Origin of the sequence: Streptomyces sp. HUAS TT11, assembly GCF_051553595.1 — a bacterium.
In the GTDB taxonomy this organism is placed as follows: domain Bacteria; phylum Actinomycetota; class Actinomycetes; order Streptomycetales; family Streptomycetaceae; genus Streptomyces.
In genome coordinates, this window is the sequence record NZ_CP196185.1 from 134,684 (window position 1) to 148,817 (window position 14,134).

The following is a 14,134-nucleotide window of genomic DNA, read 5'->3' on the forward strand; positions in this document are numbered from 1 at the left end:
GACGAGATGCGGCCGCCGCCCGCCGACTGGCTGCTCGAGCGCGGGCTGAACAAGACCAACACGGTCGCCGTGCACGTCGGCGGCTGCTGGACCGTACGCAAGAGCAGCCGATGCATCGGCGTATCGCAGGAGCAGGCCGTCGACGCACTGCGCCAGCAGGTGCCGGCATGCACGCACTGCCGACCGGACACCGCGCTGCGGGTCCTCGACTAGATCGGCCCGCCCCCGTGATGCCCCCCGTGCGCGTGGCATCACGGGGGGCAATACGTTGCGCCGGCATCAAGGGCGTAGCCGGCGGCCGGGACAGCATGGAACACCCGCAGCCAGCGGGCTACGTTCGGCGCAACTTTTATTTGTCGGCGCGGGCCAGTGAGCCCGCTACGGTGGCGCCCCGGAACGGGGAAGCGAACCTGGGTAACCAGCCGTGCTGAGGCGCCCTTCCGCTAGGTCAAGAGTGACGCGACAACGGGACACACGCATCTCGAGCGCGCGAGCGCGCCTCCCACTCCCTGCGCTGCTGCGTCGTCCGAAGGGGTGGGGGCGCGCTCTGCCTCGACTTCCAGCGTGCCTGGCCTGGAAGACCACCGGGCCGCGTGGAGTCGATTCAATCCTGACCGGCCGTCGTCGGGAGCGACAATCGGAGCGGCCATGCGGGTGGCCGCAAGCCGGGGGCGCGCGCATCCGGCGCCTTCGGGCGAGGGTGGGTTTATGGCCAGGCGTCGCGTGATCGCCTCCCCGCCGACCAAGACGGATGGCCGGCGGATGCGCGTGGACGGATGCATCCTCGGCACGGCCTACAGCCAGCACGATCCTTGTGCGTTCCTTTGCCATGCAGGCATCAACTAGAGCGCTGCGATGGCGCCATAGAAGACGTGGACCTGCGCGCTCGGGCGCTTCAGGCGGCACATGTGATTGCTGCGTCCGCGAACATCGAGTACCGCGACTACCTCGGCGCCGCAGACGTTTTTTCCAGCAAGGGGCAGCCAACCACCTGCGGCACCCATCCGGCGTCCGGCGCACCACCGCCCGTGTCCGCAATGCCCGCGGCGCGAGTCGCGGCTGGTGTAGGACTGGCTCTATCTCTGTTCGGGTGCTGGTTGCGCTCCCACGGCGGTCGCCCCTATGTCGGGGACGGATTACTCACGGCAGGTTCGCTAGTGGGAGCGGTGGCAATTGGAGCGGTGGTCGGTGACCTGATCTGGTTGGCCGTGTCGGCGACACGCAAACGTTCCACCGTCAGCGCGGATGCCCAGCTGACCAGGATGCGAGACGCATGGAAACTGGCACTGCTGGAGAAGGGAATGGTGCCCTTTCTGCTGAGTCACCTTGATGAGGCGCACACAGAGGAACAGCAAGATCGCGCCACACGTTAGTCCGTCCGGGCGCATGAGGTTGCGCCCTGGACCCTGCTATTTTCTACAGCGTTGTAGAAGTTGATCTGGCTGCCGGTTCGCCCACGTACGGGCTCACTACGGCGGCCGTGGAACAAAAGGAGTCGACATGGCCCTGTGGGACCGCATCAAGGACTCAGCCTCGCAGATGCAGACACAGCTGGTGGCGAAGAAGAACGACCTGAAGAGTGGTGCGTTCCGTGATGCGAGTATGGCGATGTGCGCCCTGGTGGCCGCCGCAGACGGGAAGATCGACCCGTCGGAGCGACAGCGTGTCGCGCAACTGATCTTCAATAACGAGGTGCTGCAGAACTTCCCGGCTGCCGACCTTCAGCGCCGCTTCGAGGACAACCTGAACAAGCTGGCTGCCGACTTCGACTTCGGTAAGGTGAGCGTGCTGCAGGAGGTCGCAAAAGCGAAGAAGAAGCCTGCAGAGGCGCGCGCTGTGATCCAGATCGGGATCGTGATCGGTGGCGCCGACGGTGACTTCGATGCCACCGAGCGCGCAGTGGTCCGGGATGCCTGCTTCGCTCTGGGACTGCCGCCGCACGAGTTCGATCTGTGACGGAGCGTCCTCTCTGGAGCATGACACTGGGCCGTCAGGGATATCGACCTGCCGGCCCAGCTTCATGTCGGTGTCAGAGGGGTGTGGCGGCGTGCAGCAGGACGAGCAGGGTGAGTGCCGAGTTGGCCGAGAACATGGCCGACAAGAGGGCTCCCGTGGTGGCCGTCCACAAGGCCAGGCTCACGGTGGTGAAGGCCGGCGGCCAGGCGTGGGCGCAGGGGGCCGGGCCGAGGAGGGCCGCCACTCGGCGCGGGAGCGGACCGGGGGTGGCAAGGCTGGCGAGTGTGGGTGCGGGCGTGCCGCGTGAGACGAGCGCGGCCTTGCCGATCGCGCGGGCGACCGTCCTACGGCTGCCGACGGTCCCGGCTGCTTCCTCGTCTGCCCATCGCTCCGTCGTGTAGGCGACGGCTGTCCGCAGAGGCCGTAGGAACGGGTTGGCGCGGGCAGCCAGTTGGACGAGCAGCAGGTGTCGGTGGTGTCGTGCGGTGAGGTGGGCGCGCTCGTGGGCGAAAAGGGCGCGGCGCTCCCGGGAGCCGAGGCCGGTGAGCATTGCTGTGGAGACGACGACGCGGTCGCGTGGACCGCCGGGCAGGGCATAGGCGTAGGGCCGGGCGTCGGGCAGCACCGCCACCTCGGTGAGCGGCAGAGCGGCCAGTGCCTGGTGGGCCCGCCGCCGTACTCGGGAGTGGTGCAGCGCGGCGTGGGCGCAGCCCGCTACGACCCAGATCAGTGCCGGGATCGCCGCCTTCCCGGCAATCTCGTGGTGCGGCACGCTCTCGCGGACCTCGGGGTCCGACCAGCCGTCCGGCAGGGGATTGCCGGGCAGTTGAGCGGTGCCAACCACCATCAGCAAGGCCAAACACACCGTGCTGCACACGGCCATGACGCAGGAGACGCCGGTCAGCAGCACCGTGGCGGTGCGCGGATGGAGGCGCTGCGCGGCCAGGCGTGCAATCGGCCAGGCGGTGAATGGCAGCACCAGCGGGAGGAACACGAAGATGCCCATGCGTGTGTCAGTCCTCGTCGCCAGCCTGGTCGAGCAGTTCGCGCAGCGTCTGTTCGTCGCGCTCGGGCAGGGTGGTGATGAAGCTGGCCAGTACCGCTCTGCGATCCTGCTCACTGTCCAGGACGCGGTGCATCTTCAACGCGGCGAGACCTGCCTCGTCCGCGGCGGGCAGCCATACGAACGAGCGGCCCTCGCGCCTGCGCGTAACGGCGTCTTTCGCCAGGAGGCGAGCCAGTACCGTCATCACGGTTGTGTAGGCGAGGTCTGCTCCGAGGTGTTCCTGTACCCAGCCCGCCGTCGTCGGCTTTCCGGCCCCGTGCAGCGCCGCGAGCACCTGCGTCTCCAACGCGCCCTGCGCCCTGCGCCGAGGACGCGAATCCGGCCCCACCACGCGCGGTCTCCCTTCTGATGGGCCGTCGCCCGGGCACACGGTGCCGGGGTCCACATCCTACAAAGCCTTGTCCATGGCCGGTTTCCGCCGACTCCGGAACGAGGCGAACGCATGTTCCCATGGTCCGCAGGACGATCACCCGAGGCCTTCGCAGAGACGGTGCATGGCGGATTACGAATCACCTTCGCACGTCACCCCCCCAATTGCTTCTACAGTGTTGTAGATTCTAGCTCGGGGTCCGTGACCCGGATCCGAATCGACTGCTTGCATGGAGGGACGAAGCATGGGTGTTTCCCTGGCCAAGGGCGGCAACGTGTCGTTGAGCAAGGAGGCGCCAGGCCTGACCGCAGTCGTGGTCGGCCTGGGCTGGGACGTACGGACCACCACTGGCACCGACTTCGACCTGGACGCATCCGCACTGCTACTGAATACGTCAGGCGCTGTCGTCTCCGACCAGCACTTCGTCTTCTACAACAACCTGAAAAGCCCGGACGGCTCGGTGGAGCACACCGGCGACAACCTCACCGGTGAGGGTGAGGGTGACGATGAGTCGATCAAGGTGAACCTGGCCGCCGTACCTACCGATGTCGACAAGATCGTCTTCCCGGTGTCGATCCATGACGCAGATGCCCGAGGCCAGAGCTTCGGACAAGTACGCAACGCGTTCATCCGTGTGGTGAACCAGGCGGGCGGTGCCGAACTGGCCCGCTACGACCTGTCTGAAGACGCCTCCAACGAGACTGCGATGGTCTTCGGCGAGCTGTACCGCAACGGGGCCGAGTGGAAGTTCCGCGCGATCGGTCAGGGGTACGCCTCGGGCCTTGCGGGCATCGCCTCCGATTTCGGAGTCGGCGTCTGAGGCGGCAGCCTTCGGGAGCCCGTCTGAGCAGTGAACAGCCCGTTCAGTCTTTCCGACGGACCGAGCGGACTGGGTACTCCACCCGACAATGACGCTACTTGCGGGAGTGGCTCCAGGAGGCATTCCCGCCACTGGTATTCGCCGTCGCTGTGGCGTGCCGCAGCCCGTCCTCGAACCGCCCCGTGGCAGAAAGTGAGACAACGACGTATGTCTGTGAATCTGAACAAGGGGCAGCAGATCAGCCTCAGCAAGTCTGACGGTGGCGCCCTGCGTGCCGTTCGTATGGGGCTGGGCTGGCAGGCGGTGCAACGCAAGGGTTTCCTGGCCAAACTGGCTGGGACCCGGGACATCGACCTCGATGCCTCGGCTCTGCTCTTCACCGGCGGGCGGATGGCAGATGTGGTCTTCTTTCGGCACCTGGTCAGCGACGACGGTTCCGTGCGACATTTGGGGGACAACCTCACCGGGGGCAGCGGCGCCGGCGGCGACGACGAGGTCATCCTCGTCGACCTCGGCCGTGTTCCCGGGCACGTTGACCAGATCGTCTTCACGGTCAACTCCTTCACCGGGCAGACCTTCGCCGAGGTGCAGAACGCATTCTGTCGCCTGATCGACGAAGTCACCGGCGAGGAGTTGGCCCGCTACACCCTGAGCGGCGGTGGCGCGTGCACCGCCCAGATCATGGCGAAGCTCCACCGGGCGGGCGACGGCTGGCAGTTGCAGGCCATCGGCGAGCCTGCCGCCGGTCAGACGTTCCAGGACCTGCTGCCCACCATCGCCGCCCACCTGTGACCGAGGCGCTCCGGCCCTCGGGTCAGTCGCGTGAGTTGCCGAACAGCAAGCGGTAACCGATAAGCAGGACCAGCGAGCCGCCGATGGCCGCGCCCCAGGTGTAGAGGTCGAAGAAGTGCTTCTCCACCGGACGGTCGAGGAAGCGGGCAGAGAGCCAGCCCCCGACGAACGCGCCGGCGATGCCGATAAGGGTCGTTCCGATGAGGCCGCCCGGGTCGCGGCCGGGCAGCAGGACCTTGGCGATGGCTCCGGCGAGCAGGCCAAGGATGATCCAGCCGATGATGCCCACGTTGTTGTCCTCCGGTCGGGCCGGGCCGGGCGGAGTCGCCGGGCGTCGGCCACGTAGATTGCCTGATTGCGCAAGCTTATGGACAATCCTGAAGGCATGGCGAGGATCATCGGTAGTTGCCGGCGGACCGTTGAGATTTCGTCACTTGTTCATGACGTTGCGCAAGTTAGGAACTGGAAGAGGTTGGTCGTGTTGATCATGATCATCACGGATAGCGGAGGCTCTGCATGAGTGTGGCCCTGGCCAAGGGCGGCAACGTGTCGCTGGACAAGCAGGCCCCGGGCCTGAACGTGGTGACAGTTGGACTGGGCTGGCAGGCGAACACCGGCTACGACCTGGACGCGAGCGCGTTGCTGTGCAACCAGTTCGGGACGGTGCTGTCGGACGAGCACTTCGTCTTCTTCAACAACCTGATCAGCCCGGACGGATCGGTCCGCCACTCCGGCAGCGGCGGTCCCATCAGCGGAGACGACCAGCAGATCCATGTCGAACTCTCCCGGGTTCCCGACGAGGTCGTAAAGATCGTCTTCCCGGTGTCCCTCTACGAGGGCGCGGCCCGCAGCCAGAGTTTCCGCCAGGTGCACCGCGCCCACATCCGCGTCCTCGACCAGGAATCGGGTGCCGAGTTGGCCCGCTACGACCTCGCGTCGGGTGGCTTGTCGAATGAGACGGCGCTGGTCTTCGGTGAGCTGTACCGGCACGGCGCGGAGTGGAAGTTCCGTGCGATCGGCCAAGGATACGCATCCGGCCTTGCGGGCATCGCCGCCGACTACGGCGTGGATGTCCTGCGCGATTCGGCACCCAGCCCGGCTCCCGTCGCTTCGCCGCAGGCCAGTACCGGTGCCTACCTGCCACCCGCCCCGACGGTGCCGACGCCCACTCTCGTCTCCTCGCCCACACCGGCTTTCGCCGCGCCACCGCAACCCTCAGGGAGCTCCTCCGTGACCTGCTTCTTCGACCCCAACCACGGGCCCGGCACGACGACCGTGACGTGGTCCCCGCAGTGGGGTGTCGCCCGGCCGATCCAGTCATGCGGCAGCTGCGCGCAACGGGTCCACAGCACGCCGCCGCCGTTCTACACCCCGCCTCAGCAGGGGTATCCGCAGCCTGCACCGCAGGGTTATCCGCAGCAGGGCTACGGGCAACCGTACGGAGACCATCACGACCACCAGCAGCAGAGTGGCGGGCGTCGCTTCGGCACCGGCGCGCTGATCGGGGCCGGTGCGGCCGGTCTGGTCGGTGGAGCACTACTGAACGAGGCCTTCGACGACGAACCGGACGTGATCGTCAACAACTACTACGAAGAGTGATCGGCAGGTCCCCTCGTGTCCGGTGGTCGGTACGAGCGACTGGATCTCCACTGACGCGCACGCACGCCGGGATCACGCACCTACACTAGGTAAGCGCGTGCGCTGAGGCCGTGCTGTGGGCGAGGCGGGAGAAGGCTGTGTCGGAGAACGTCGGTGGTTTCAAGGATCCGTCCACCGAGGTTCTGTCGGAGGCCGCCGCAACGTTCGGGCTGCTGGCGTCGTCGGCCCGGTTGCATTTGATGTGGGCATTGTCGCAGGGCGAGAGCGATGTCACGCATCTCGCGGACCGGGTGGGCGGAGCGCTACCCGCGGTCAGCCAGCATCTGGCGAAATTGAAGCTCGCGGGGCTCGTGCGTTCGCGCCGTGAGGGTCGGCGGCAGGTTTATTACGTCGACGACCCTGACATTGTGACGGTGGTACGGGTAATGGTCGGCCAGCTGAGCGCGCGCTCGCAGCGGGGCACCGCGCCGGTACACCGACTGAGCGGGACCGGTGGCTGAGACCACCGCGGCTACCGGCCCGGACGCTGTATCGGCTCATGGCGTTGTCCCGGGCGCCGGCGCCGCGTGGCCTCGTACGGGACATGCGGTGCCGTCTGTGCTGGAGGTGCTGCGCGGGCTGGGCAGCGGTCCGCGCGGCCTGACGGAGGGACAGGCTGAGGAGCGGCTGCAGCGGCTGGGCGCGAACACGGTTCCAGACCGGCGTGCGGCGTCGTGGCCGCGACTGTTCGTACGCAGTCTGCGGGACCCCTTCACCGCGGTGCTGGTGTGCCTCGGGCTGGTGTCTGCGGTCGTGTTCGCCTGGGGGACTGCCACCGTGATCCTCCTCCTGGTCGTGGTGAGCTGCGTGCTGCGTGCGTCCGGCGAGCACCGGGCCGACCGGTCCATGGCCGGACTGCGTGAGCTTGTGGCCACCACCTCTAGCGTCCTGCGCCGAGCGGACGACGAGGACACGGCCCTCGCGCCCACGATCCGTGAGGTCCCGGTGGACGAGCTGGTTCCCGGCGACGTGGTCCGGCTCGGCCCGGGTGACCTGGTTCCGGCGGACGTACGGTTGCTGCGCGCAAGCGGTCTGACCGTGCACCAGGCCGCGCTTACGGGGGAGTCGGCGCCCGTCGCAAAGTACGCGGACGACCTATCTCGCGCGGCCGGAGGCGGTCCGTTCGAACAGCCGCAGCTGTGTTTCCAGGGCAGCAGCGTCGTGTCCGGCAGTGCCACGGCGGTCGTTACCGCGACCGGCGTGCACACCCGGTTTGCCGCCTCCCACAGCTGGATCTCCGGCGGAGCGGGAGCGAGCGCCTTCGACCGTTCCGTGCGCGGCGTCTCCTGGATCCTGATCCGGTTCATGCTGCTCACCCCACCGTTGGTCCTCATGGCCAACGCGGCGCTGCGTGGGCGCGGCCTGGAGACGCTACCGTTCGCCGTCGCGGTGGCAGTCGGTCTGACGCCGGAGATGCTGCCCGTCCTCGTCACCACCTCTCTGGCCCGCGGCGCCTCGCTGCTGGCCCGTGCGCACGGCGTCATCGTGAAGCGGCTGCCCGCCTTGCACGACCTGGGCGCTGTAGATGTCCTGTGCCTGGACAAGACCGGCACCCTCACGCTGGACCGGCCAGTCGTTGATCGCGCGCTAGGCTCTGACGGGCAGGAAGACTCCGAGGTACTGCACTGGGCCGCCGTCAACGCCTGGTGGACACTCCAGCTCGCCGACCTGCCTACGCCCGACGCCCTCGACGAATCGATCCTGGACGCGGCTGACGAAGACGAGCTGTTGGCGTACGACGGGACGGCCGCCGTACCCTTCGATCCACTCCGTCGACTTGCCACCGCCGTCGTGCGGACGCCTGGGCGCTTGGGTATTCACACTCTGGTCGTCAAGGGCGACGTCGAGGCCGTCCTCGAGCGCTGCACTTTGGAGGGGGACGAACGCGAACGGCTACGCGGCCTCGCCTCTGGGCAGGCCGACGGCGGACTCCGGGTCCTGGCGGTCGCTACCGCCGACCGCCCGGCACGCGCCCGCTCCTACTCCCCTGCCGACGAACACAGCCTCACCTTTCGTGGCTTCGTGACCTTGCACGACGCCCTCGCGCCGACCGCCACCGACGCACTCCAGGCCCTCGACGGGCACGGTGTCACCGTCAAGATCCTCACCGGCGACCACCCCGGCACCGCCGCCCGCGCCTGCCGCGACCTCGGCATCCCGCTAGGCCCCGACAGCGTCCTAACAGCCGACCGCATCGATGACCTCACGGACACGGAGCTCGCCGATCTGGCTCGCCGCACGACTGTCTTCGCCCGGTGCACCCCTGAGCACAAGGCCCGGATCACGCACGCGCTGCGCACTGCGGGGCACACCGTGGGCTTCCTGGGCGATGGTGTCAACGACCTGCCGGCCCTGCGCGTCGCCGACGTCGGCATCGCCCCGCGCGCGGCGGCCGACGTGAGCCGGGAGGGCGCCGACGTGGTGCTCGCCGAGAAGGACCTCACCGCGATCGCCCATGCCGTTGCCGCCGGCCGGCACGCGAGCGGCAACATCGCCACGTATCTGCGCATCACACTGTCCTCGAACCTCGGCAACGTCATCGCAATGCTCTCCGCGGGCCTTCTGCTGCCCTTCCTGCCAATGCTCCCGGCCCAGGTCCTTGCACAGAACCTGTGCTTCGATGCGGCCCAGCTCGCCTTCGCCCACGACCGACCGCACCCGGCGGTGCTGGGGCGACCGACCGTGCTACGACCTCGGGACCTGTTGCGCTTCATCACTGCCTTCGGCGTGCTCAACGCCGTTGCCGACCTCGCCACCTTCGGCGTTCTCGCGCTCGCTCTGCACGGTCCAGGGACCGGGGACGATGAGGCCGTGTTCCACTCCGGCTGGTTCACCGAGAACCTGCTCACCCAGGCCCTGGTGATGCTGCTGCTGCGCGTTGGCCGCAGTCGCGCCGAGGGGCGCCGGCCAGGCCCCGTTGCCTGGGCTGCGGCTGTGCTGGCCGCCATCGGCTTGCTGTTGCCACCATCACCCCTAGGACCATGGCTCGGCCTGGCCGCACTCCCTCCGATGTACTATCTGCTGCTCACGGCCGTCCTCGCGCTCTACGCCACTGGCCTGGTGGGGGCCAAGGCTCGCTACGAGCGGCGGCACGCAAAACATCTTCGCTGATCCCGCCGTCCGCCCCATGACTCATTGATCAGCTCCACGCGGTCGGGCATGCACAGCGCTGCCTCACACAGGTCTTAATGCGCCTGCGGTACAAGGGTGCTGCCAATGGGAGGGGCGCGAGAGAGGCGAGTTATGTCCGATTCCACGGCACCGAGGCGCTGGCGGTGGATCCCCGTGGCGGTCTTCGTCGTGGCCTTGTACGTCATCGCGCGTGCGGCCAACGCTCCGCAGGGCGAGGCGTCATCCCCGTCCCGTTCCACCTCGCCGGTCGGCTCACCCACACCGGCCACCTCTGCCTACGACCCCGCCAGCTACGCCTCCCCAGTGAACACCTGGGCTCGCCGCACCGGCGTCAGTGCGCAATTGCTGATGGCGATCCTCTACAACGAGGCATACAAACCGCACGACCCACCCTTCGAGCGAGCCTGGCAGAAATACAAGCCGGACGCCTCCTTCGGCATCGCCAACATGCATCGCGCCACATTCGACGAGGTCAAGAAGGGCCGGGGCCTCGCCAACCGACGGTGGGACGAGCTACCTGATGACCGGGACCTCTCCATCGAAGCTGAAGCGTGGTACCTCCACGACCTAGCGGCCCAGCTGCCCATCACCTGGGCCGCCGCGTACAACAAGAACGAGTTGCTGGCCCTGGGCTACAACACCGGCGCGGGCAACATGCTGGCTTTCACCCGCGGAGCAACTCCGGGCAGCCAGGCCCAGTCCTATCTCGACAAGCTGCACGCCAACTGGGCCAAGGCTGGCAGGGCTGTCAGCGCTGGCTGAACGATCCGGAATGGCCCTGAGCAGAATGCGGCCGGCGGCCGACACCTACCTTGCAGAGGCGAGACAGGTGAGTTGCGGTATTGCGCAATAATCGCAGCAGCGGTTGAGAGTCCGACGGCGTGGAGGAAGGGCGTGCATGCGGCGCGGGGACAGTCGGCGAGTGCGTGATGCGAATCTGCGGCTGAGCGCCGCTGTGGCCGAGGTCGAAGGACTCTATGCAGCGTTGTTGAAGGCCGGCTCTTCCGTACAGCGGAGAAGGCTGCAGGCAGAACTGGCGTACGCCGCCAACCGCTTGGCCGATTTAGCGGCTGTGCCGACGGAGACACGCCCCCGGGCCACCACCATGCGGCGCTCGCGTTGGGGTCGGCGGCGGATCCTGGCCGAACGCGGCGCCGCGTGGATCATTGCGCGGTATGGACGAAACGGGCACTGAGCCCAGCCCGCGCGGGCACGTGCCGATCCGGCACTGACGCGTCGGCTCCATGAGATCTCTCACCTGTGAATTACGGCGGGACCTTGGCTCCAGGAGCCAATTGTTTGCTAGATTGCGCAACTACGCAACCAAGGTGGAATTTACTCTGCCTGTCCGTAACACCGCCGCGCACGCCCGGCCGCACCACTGACGGCCCGGCCCAATAGGCCCGACCGTCATGGGAGTGGGATATGAGTGACCCGTGGGACGGCCCGGTCGGCCAAGCCACCCGCAGCCGCACCGCTCGGACAGCCAGGCAAGGTGCGCCTGCGCCGGACAGTGTGCACACGCCGGGCGGCCGGGCAGCGGCGCGAGCAGCCTCACGCCCGAGCGGCGGCACGCACTCGAGGCGGCGCGCCCGGCCGGTGCGGCGCGGCGGGCGAACGCTGCGGATCATCGGGGTGTGCTTGTCGATATTGGTGCTGGGGGTGGCTGGGGTCGGCTGGTGGTTCTACGAGCACCTGAACGGCAACATCAACAGCGTCTCGCTCGACGGCAAGGGCGGTAAGGAGAAGGCCGACGCGTTCGGCCGTACACCGATCAACATCCTGGTGATGGGTTCGGACGGCCGTACCAGCAAGGCGGACTGCAAGCTCGGCGGCGGCTGCTCGAAGACGGGGGTGCAGACCGGCAGCGGAAACGCGGACGTGCAGATGGTGGTCCACATATCCGCCGACCGCTCCAACGCCACCGTGATGAGCATCCCTCGCGACACCATGACCGATGTCCCGACGTGCAAGGATCCCGAGACGGGCCAGTCCACGACGGGCTACCACGGCCAGATCAACAGCGCCCTGCAGTACGGCCCCGCCTGCCAGGTCGCCACCATCCACCAACTCACCGGCATCCCCATCGACCACTTCGTCAAGCTCGACTTCTCCGGTGTAGTGAGGATGTCCGACGCGGTCGGCGGCGTCTCCGTCTGCGTCAGCGACGACGTTTACGACACCTACTCGCATCTGAAGCTGTCCAAGGGCACCCACACCCTCAAAGGCGAGGCGGCACTGCAGTTCGTCCGCTCGCGGCACGGCTTCGGTGACGGCAGCGACCTCGGCCGAACGGTCTCCCAGCACATCTTCCTCAGCGCCATGATCCGCAAGTTCAAGAGCGCGGGCACGCTCACCGATCCCACCGCGGTCTACGCCCTCGCCGACGCGGCCACCAAGGCGCTGACTGTGGACGACGGTCTGGGCAGCGTCAAGAAGCTGATCGGGCTCGCGGACGACTTGAACAAAGTCCCGACCAAGCGGATGACCTTCGCCACCATGCAGACGGCACCCGACCCGGCCGACAGCAACCGCGTGGTGGTCGGGGCGGGCGCTAAAGCCCTGTTCTCCGCCATCTCGGGCGACCAATCGCTTACCACGGGTTCCGGTAAGAAGTCGGCGGCGGCGTCCGCGACGGCCACAGCCGCGGCCGTACCCGCCTCCGAGATCGCTGTGACGGTCAAGAACGGCACCGACTTCACTGGCCGCGCCTCCACGGTCGCGACCGCGCTCATCGACCACGGCTTCAGCTCCGGTACGACCACGGCCAACGCCCCGACCCCGGTGACAACCACCACTCTGACGTACGGCGCCGACCAAAAGGCCGAGGCGCAGACAGCCGCCAAAGCACTGGGACTGCCCACCTCGCGCCTAAAGCAGGGCACCGGCACGGGTCTGACGCTGGTGATCGGCAGCGACTGGCCGAGCGGCTCCGCCTACCCGGGCGGCTCGTCCGAACCAGCGCCCGCCGACACGAAGGCGGCGGTCTCCAACGCCCATGCCCAGACCGCCGACCAGGCCAAGACCTGCGCCAAGGTCAGCCCCTACAAGACGGTCACGCTGAACGGTGTCCCGATGACGCCGCCCCAGGCGTATACGGCGGCGAGCGGAAAGCCCGACTCCGACGAATGAGACCGTGTGCGTGCAGTCGGTCCGTGAGGTTGGAATGGAAAGTTGGAGACTGAGATTGGTTCACCAATTGCGCAAGCTGGTGAGCAAATAGCGGGGCGGTGGCGCTCCGATGATTTCGGCTGCGACGCTGCCTGCCTCCCGTCAATGCCCTGGAGTCCCCGATACCGCGCCTGCCGCGCCGTCTCCGTCGACGCGCAACCCGTTGGAGCCCGGGGGCGCAGCAGGTCGTCGTGCAGCTGTCCGGAGAGGTCACGTCGAAGGGCACCGAACGCATCGAGGAGGACCTGAAGCATGCCCTTCGTTCGGAGCCCCGCCTCCTGGAATTTGATCTACTCCGGGTCACCTACCTCGACGGTGGCGGGGCGCGAGTATTCCTGACCGCTCTACGAGCAGCGCAGCCACTCGGTACCAGGTGATCGCCACCCACGTGAACCCGCAGGTCCGTCGCACGCTTACCCGCCTCGGTCTGGATTCTCTACTCACCATCTACGAGGAAGCGGCACCTGGGGGGTCGTAACAGTCATCCTGTCGGGCCAGCCCCAGGGTCGAGGAGTCCGAAGGTGACCAGGGCCAGGAGGGCGAGGCCGAGCGCCACTCGGTAGGTGACGAACGGGGCGAAGCTGTGGCGGGAGATGAACTTCATGAACCAGGCAATTACCGTGTAGCCGGACACGAAGGCGATGAAGGTGGCCCACAGAGTCGGCCCCCAGTCAGGTGCTGTTCCTTCCCCGATCTTCAATACCTCCAGGCCGCCGGAGGCCAGCACGGCAGGAATGGCGAGGAGGAAGGAGTAGCGAGCGGCGGCTTCACGGCCGTAGCCCATGAGCAGGCCAGCGCTGATGGTGCCGCCAGAGCGGGATACTCCAGGGATCAGGGCCAGGGGCACGGTGCCCACAATGACGAACCAGCCCAGACGGGCGTCGGGATCCTTGCGCCCTTCACGGACGAACAGCGAGACCGTCCACGCCTTCACGATCAAGGCGATGTCGCGCCTGAAGTAGATCAGCGCCGCGCTTTCCGTGCCGAGCTGGGTCACTGCCGTGAACGCCGAGCCCGGATCTCTCCAGCCGGCCAGCGCGGAGAAAACCCGCAGGTGTGCACTGGAGGACACGGGCAGGAATTCGGTCAGTCCTTGGAGGAGGCCGAGCGCGGTGGCATGAAACCAGGTCATCGAGAGGACTCACCGCGGATAGTTCGTTCCAGCCGGTGCGAGCTGGCTGCGGGCGGC

The 14,134-nt window shown here is 67.5% G+C and carries 14 protein-coding genes and 1 pseudogene; 11 read left to right on the forward strand and 4 right to left on the reverse strand.

Going from position 1 to position 14,134, the window contains the following annotated elements; translation table 11 throughout:
• Positions 1-6: 6 nt before the first annotated feature.
• From ACSHXN_RS44350 to ACSHXN_RS44360, 3 genes are all read left to right on the forward strand, one after another.
• Positions 7-213, forward strand: coding sequence for a DUF6233 domain-containing protein (locus tag ACSHXN_RS44350; protein WP_438306650.1), 207 nt, complete (start codon positions 7-9; stop codon positions 211-213).
• 659 nt (positions 214-872) lie between these two features.
• A complete protein-coding gene (locus ACSHXN_RS44355) occupies positions 873-1,373 on the forward strand; it encodes a hypothetical protein (protein WP_438306651.1) in 501 nt (166 codons plus the stop codon).
• Positions 1,374-1,500: 127 nt separating this feature from the next.
• Positions 1,501-1,956, forward strand: a complete 456-nt coding sequence (locus ACSHXN_RS44360; protein WP_438306652.1) for a tellurite resistance TerB family protein — start codon at positions 1,501-1,503, stop codon at positions 1,954-1,956.
• A gap of 73 nt (positions 1,957-2,029) precedes the next feature.
• On the opposite strand, the gene ACSHXN_RS44365 is transcribed toward ACSHXN_RS44360, so the two are convergent.
• Positions 2,030-2,962, reverse strand: a complete 933-nt coding sequence (locus tag ACSHXN_RS44365; RefSeq protein ID WP_438306653.1) for a M56 family metallopeptidase — start codon at positions 2,960-2,962, stop codon at positions 2,030-2,032.
• 7 nt (positions 2,963-2,969) lie between these two features.
• Positions 2,970-3,353 (reverse strand): BlaI/MecI/CopY family transcriptional regulator, encoded by a 384-nt coding sequence (locus ACSHXN_RS44370; protein ID WP_438306654.1) that lies wholly within the window; start codon positions 3,351-3,353, stop codon positions 2,970-2,972.
• A gap of 283 nt (positions 3,354-3,636) precedes the next feature.
• Between ACSHXN_RS44370 and ACSHXN_RS44375 the strand changes: the two genes are divergently transcribed.
• Complete coding sequence (locus ACSHXN_RS44375; RefSeq protein ID WP_438306655.1) at positions 3,637-4,212, forward strand: TerD family protein; 576 nt, start codon at positions 3,637-3,639, stop codon at positions 4,210-4,212.
• Positions 4,213-4,419: 207 nt separating this feature from the next.
• Positions 4,420-5,004: a TerD family protein gene (locus ACSHXN_RS44380; protein ID WP_438306656.1), complete on the forward strand. Its 585-nt coding sequence runs from the start codon at positions 4,420-4,422 to the stop codon at positions 5,002-5,004.
• A gap of 22 nt (positions 5,005-5,026) precedes the next feature.
• On the opposite strand, the gene ACSHXN_RS44385 is transcribed toward ACSHXN_RS44380, so the two are convergent.
• The gene (locus tag ACSHXN_RS44385) at positions 5,027-5,293 is read right to left on the reverse strand and encodes a GlsB/YeaQ/YmgE family stress response membrane protein (protein WP_438306657.1); all 267 of its coding nucleotides are present in this window, start codon (positions 5,291-5,293) and stop codon (positions 5,027-5,029) included.
• A 227-nt stretch (positions 5,294-5,520) separates the two neighbouring features.
• Between ACSHXN_RS44385 and ACSHXN_RS44390 the strand changes: the two are divergent.
• The 6 genes and pseudogenes from ACSHXN_RS44390 to ACSHXN_RS44415 form a co-directional block, all read left to right on the forward strand.
• A pseudogene (locus ACSHXN_RS44390) lies at positions 5,521-6,078 on the forward strand (TerD family protein); the annotation flags it as partial.
• Between the two features lie 662 nt (positions 6,079-6,740).
• The gene (locus ACSHXN_RS44395; RefSeq protein WP_438306658.1) at positions 6,741-7,103 is read left to right on the forward strand and encodes an ArsR/SmtB family transcription factor; all 363 of its coding nucleotides are present in this window, start codon (positions 6,741-6,743) and stop codon (positions 7,101-7,103) included.
• Positions 7,096-9,753, forward strand: coding sequence for a magnesium-translocating P-type ATPase (mgtA, locus tag ACSHXN_RS44400; RefSeq protein WP_438306659.1), 2,658 nt, complete (start codon positions 7,096-7,098; stop codon positions 9,751-9,753). The genes ACSHXN_RS44395 and mgtA overlap by 8 nt, the downstream gene beginning before the upstream one ends.
• A 132-nt stretch (positions 9,754-9,885) precedes the next feature.
• Complete coding sequence (locus ACSHXN_RS44405; RefSeq protein WP_438306660.1) at positions 9,886-10,536, forward strand: lytic transglycosylase domain-containing protein; 651 nt, start codon at positions 9,886-9,888, stop codon at positions 10,534-10,536.
• Positions 10,537-11,199: 663 nt separating this feature from the next.
• The gene (locus ACSHXN_RS44410) at positions 11,200-12,906 is read left to right on the forward strand and encodes an LCP family protein (protein WP_438306661.1); all 1,707 of its coding nucleotides are present in this window, start codon (positions 11,200-11,202) and stop codon (positions 12,904-12,906) included.
• A 170-nt stretch (positions 12,907-13,076) separates the two neighbouring features.
• Positions 13,077-13,322, forward strand: a complete 246-nt coding sequence (locus ACSHXN_RS44415; RefSeq protein ID WP_438306883.1) for an STAS domain-containing protein — start codon at positions 13,077-13,079, stop codon at positions 13,320-13,322.
• 104 nt (positions 13,323-13,426) lie between these two features.
• Here the strand turns inward: ACSHXN_RS44415 and ACSHXN_RS44420 are convergent, their stop codons facing one another.
• Complete coding sequence (locus ACSHXN_RS44420; RefSeq protein ID WP_438306662.1) at positions 13,427-14,077, reverse strand: undecaprenyl-diphosphate phosphatase; 651 nt, start codon at positions 14,075-14,077, stop codon at positions 13,427-13,429.
• Positions 14,078-14,134 lie beyond the last annotated feature (57 nt).

Excerpts from the sequence above, each read along its gene's own strand:
- ACSHXN_RS44350 (WP_438306650.1), top strand. The coding sequence starts at position 7 with ATGCGGCCGCCGCCCGCCGACTGGCTGCTCGAGCGCGGGCTGAACAAG.
- ACSHXN_RS44360 (WP_438306652.1), top strand. The coding sequence starts at position 1,501 with ATGGCCCTGTGGGACCGCATCAAGGACTCAGCCTCGCAGATGCAGACA.
- ACSHXN_RS44365 (WP_438306653.1), bottom strand. The coding sequence starts at position 2,962 with ATGGGCATCTTCGTGTTCCTCCCGCTGGTGCTGCCATTCACCGCCTGG.
- ACSHXN_RS44375 (WP_438306655.1), top strand. The coding sequence starts at position 3,637 with ATGGGTGTTTCCCTGGCCAAGGGCGGCAACGTGTCGTTGAGCAAGGAG.
- ACSHXN_RS44380 (WP_438306656.1), top strand. The coding sequence starts at position 4,420 with ATGTCTGTGAATCTGAACAAGGGGCAGCAGATCAGCCTCAGCAAGTCT.
- ACSHXN_RS44405 (WP_438306660.1), top strand. The coding sequence starts at position 9,886 with ATGTCCGATTCCACGGCACCGAGGCGCTGGCGGTGGATCCCCGTGGCG.
- ACSHXN_RS44410 (WP_438306661.1), top strand. The coding sequence starts at position 11,200 with ATGAGTGACCCGTGGGACGGCCCGGTCGGCCAAGCCACCCGCAGCCGC.
- ACSHXN_RS44420 (WP_438306662.1), bottom strand. The coding sequence starts at position 14,077 with ATGACCTGGTTTCATGCCACCGCGCTCGGCCTCCTCCAAGGACTGACC.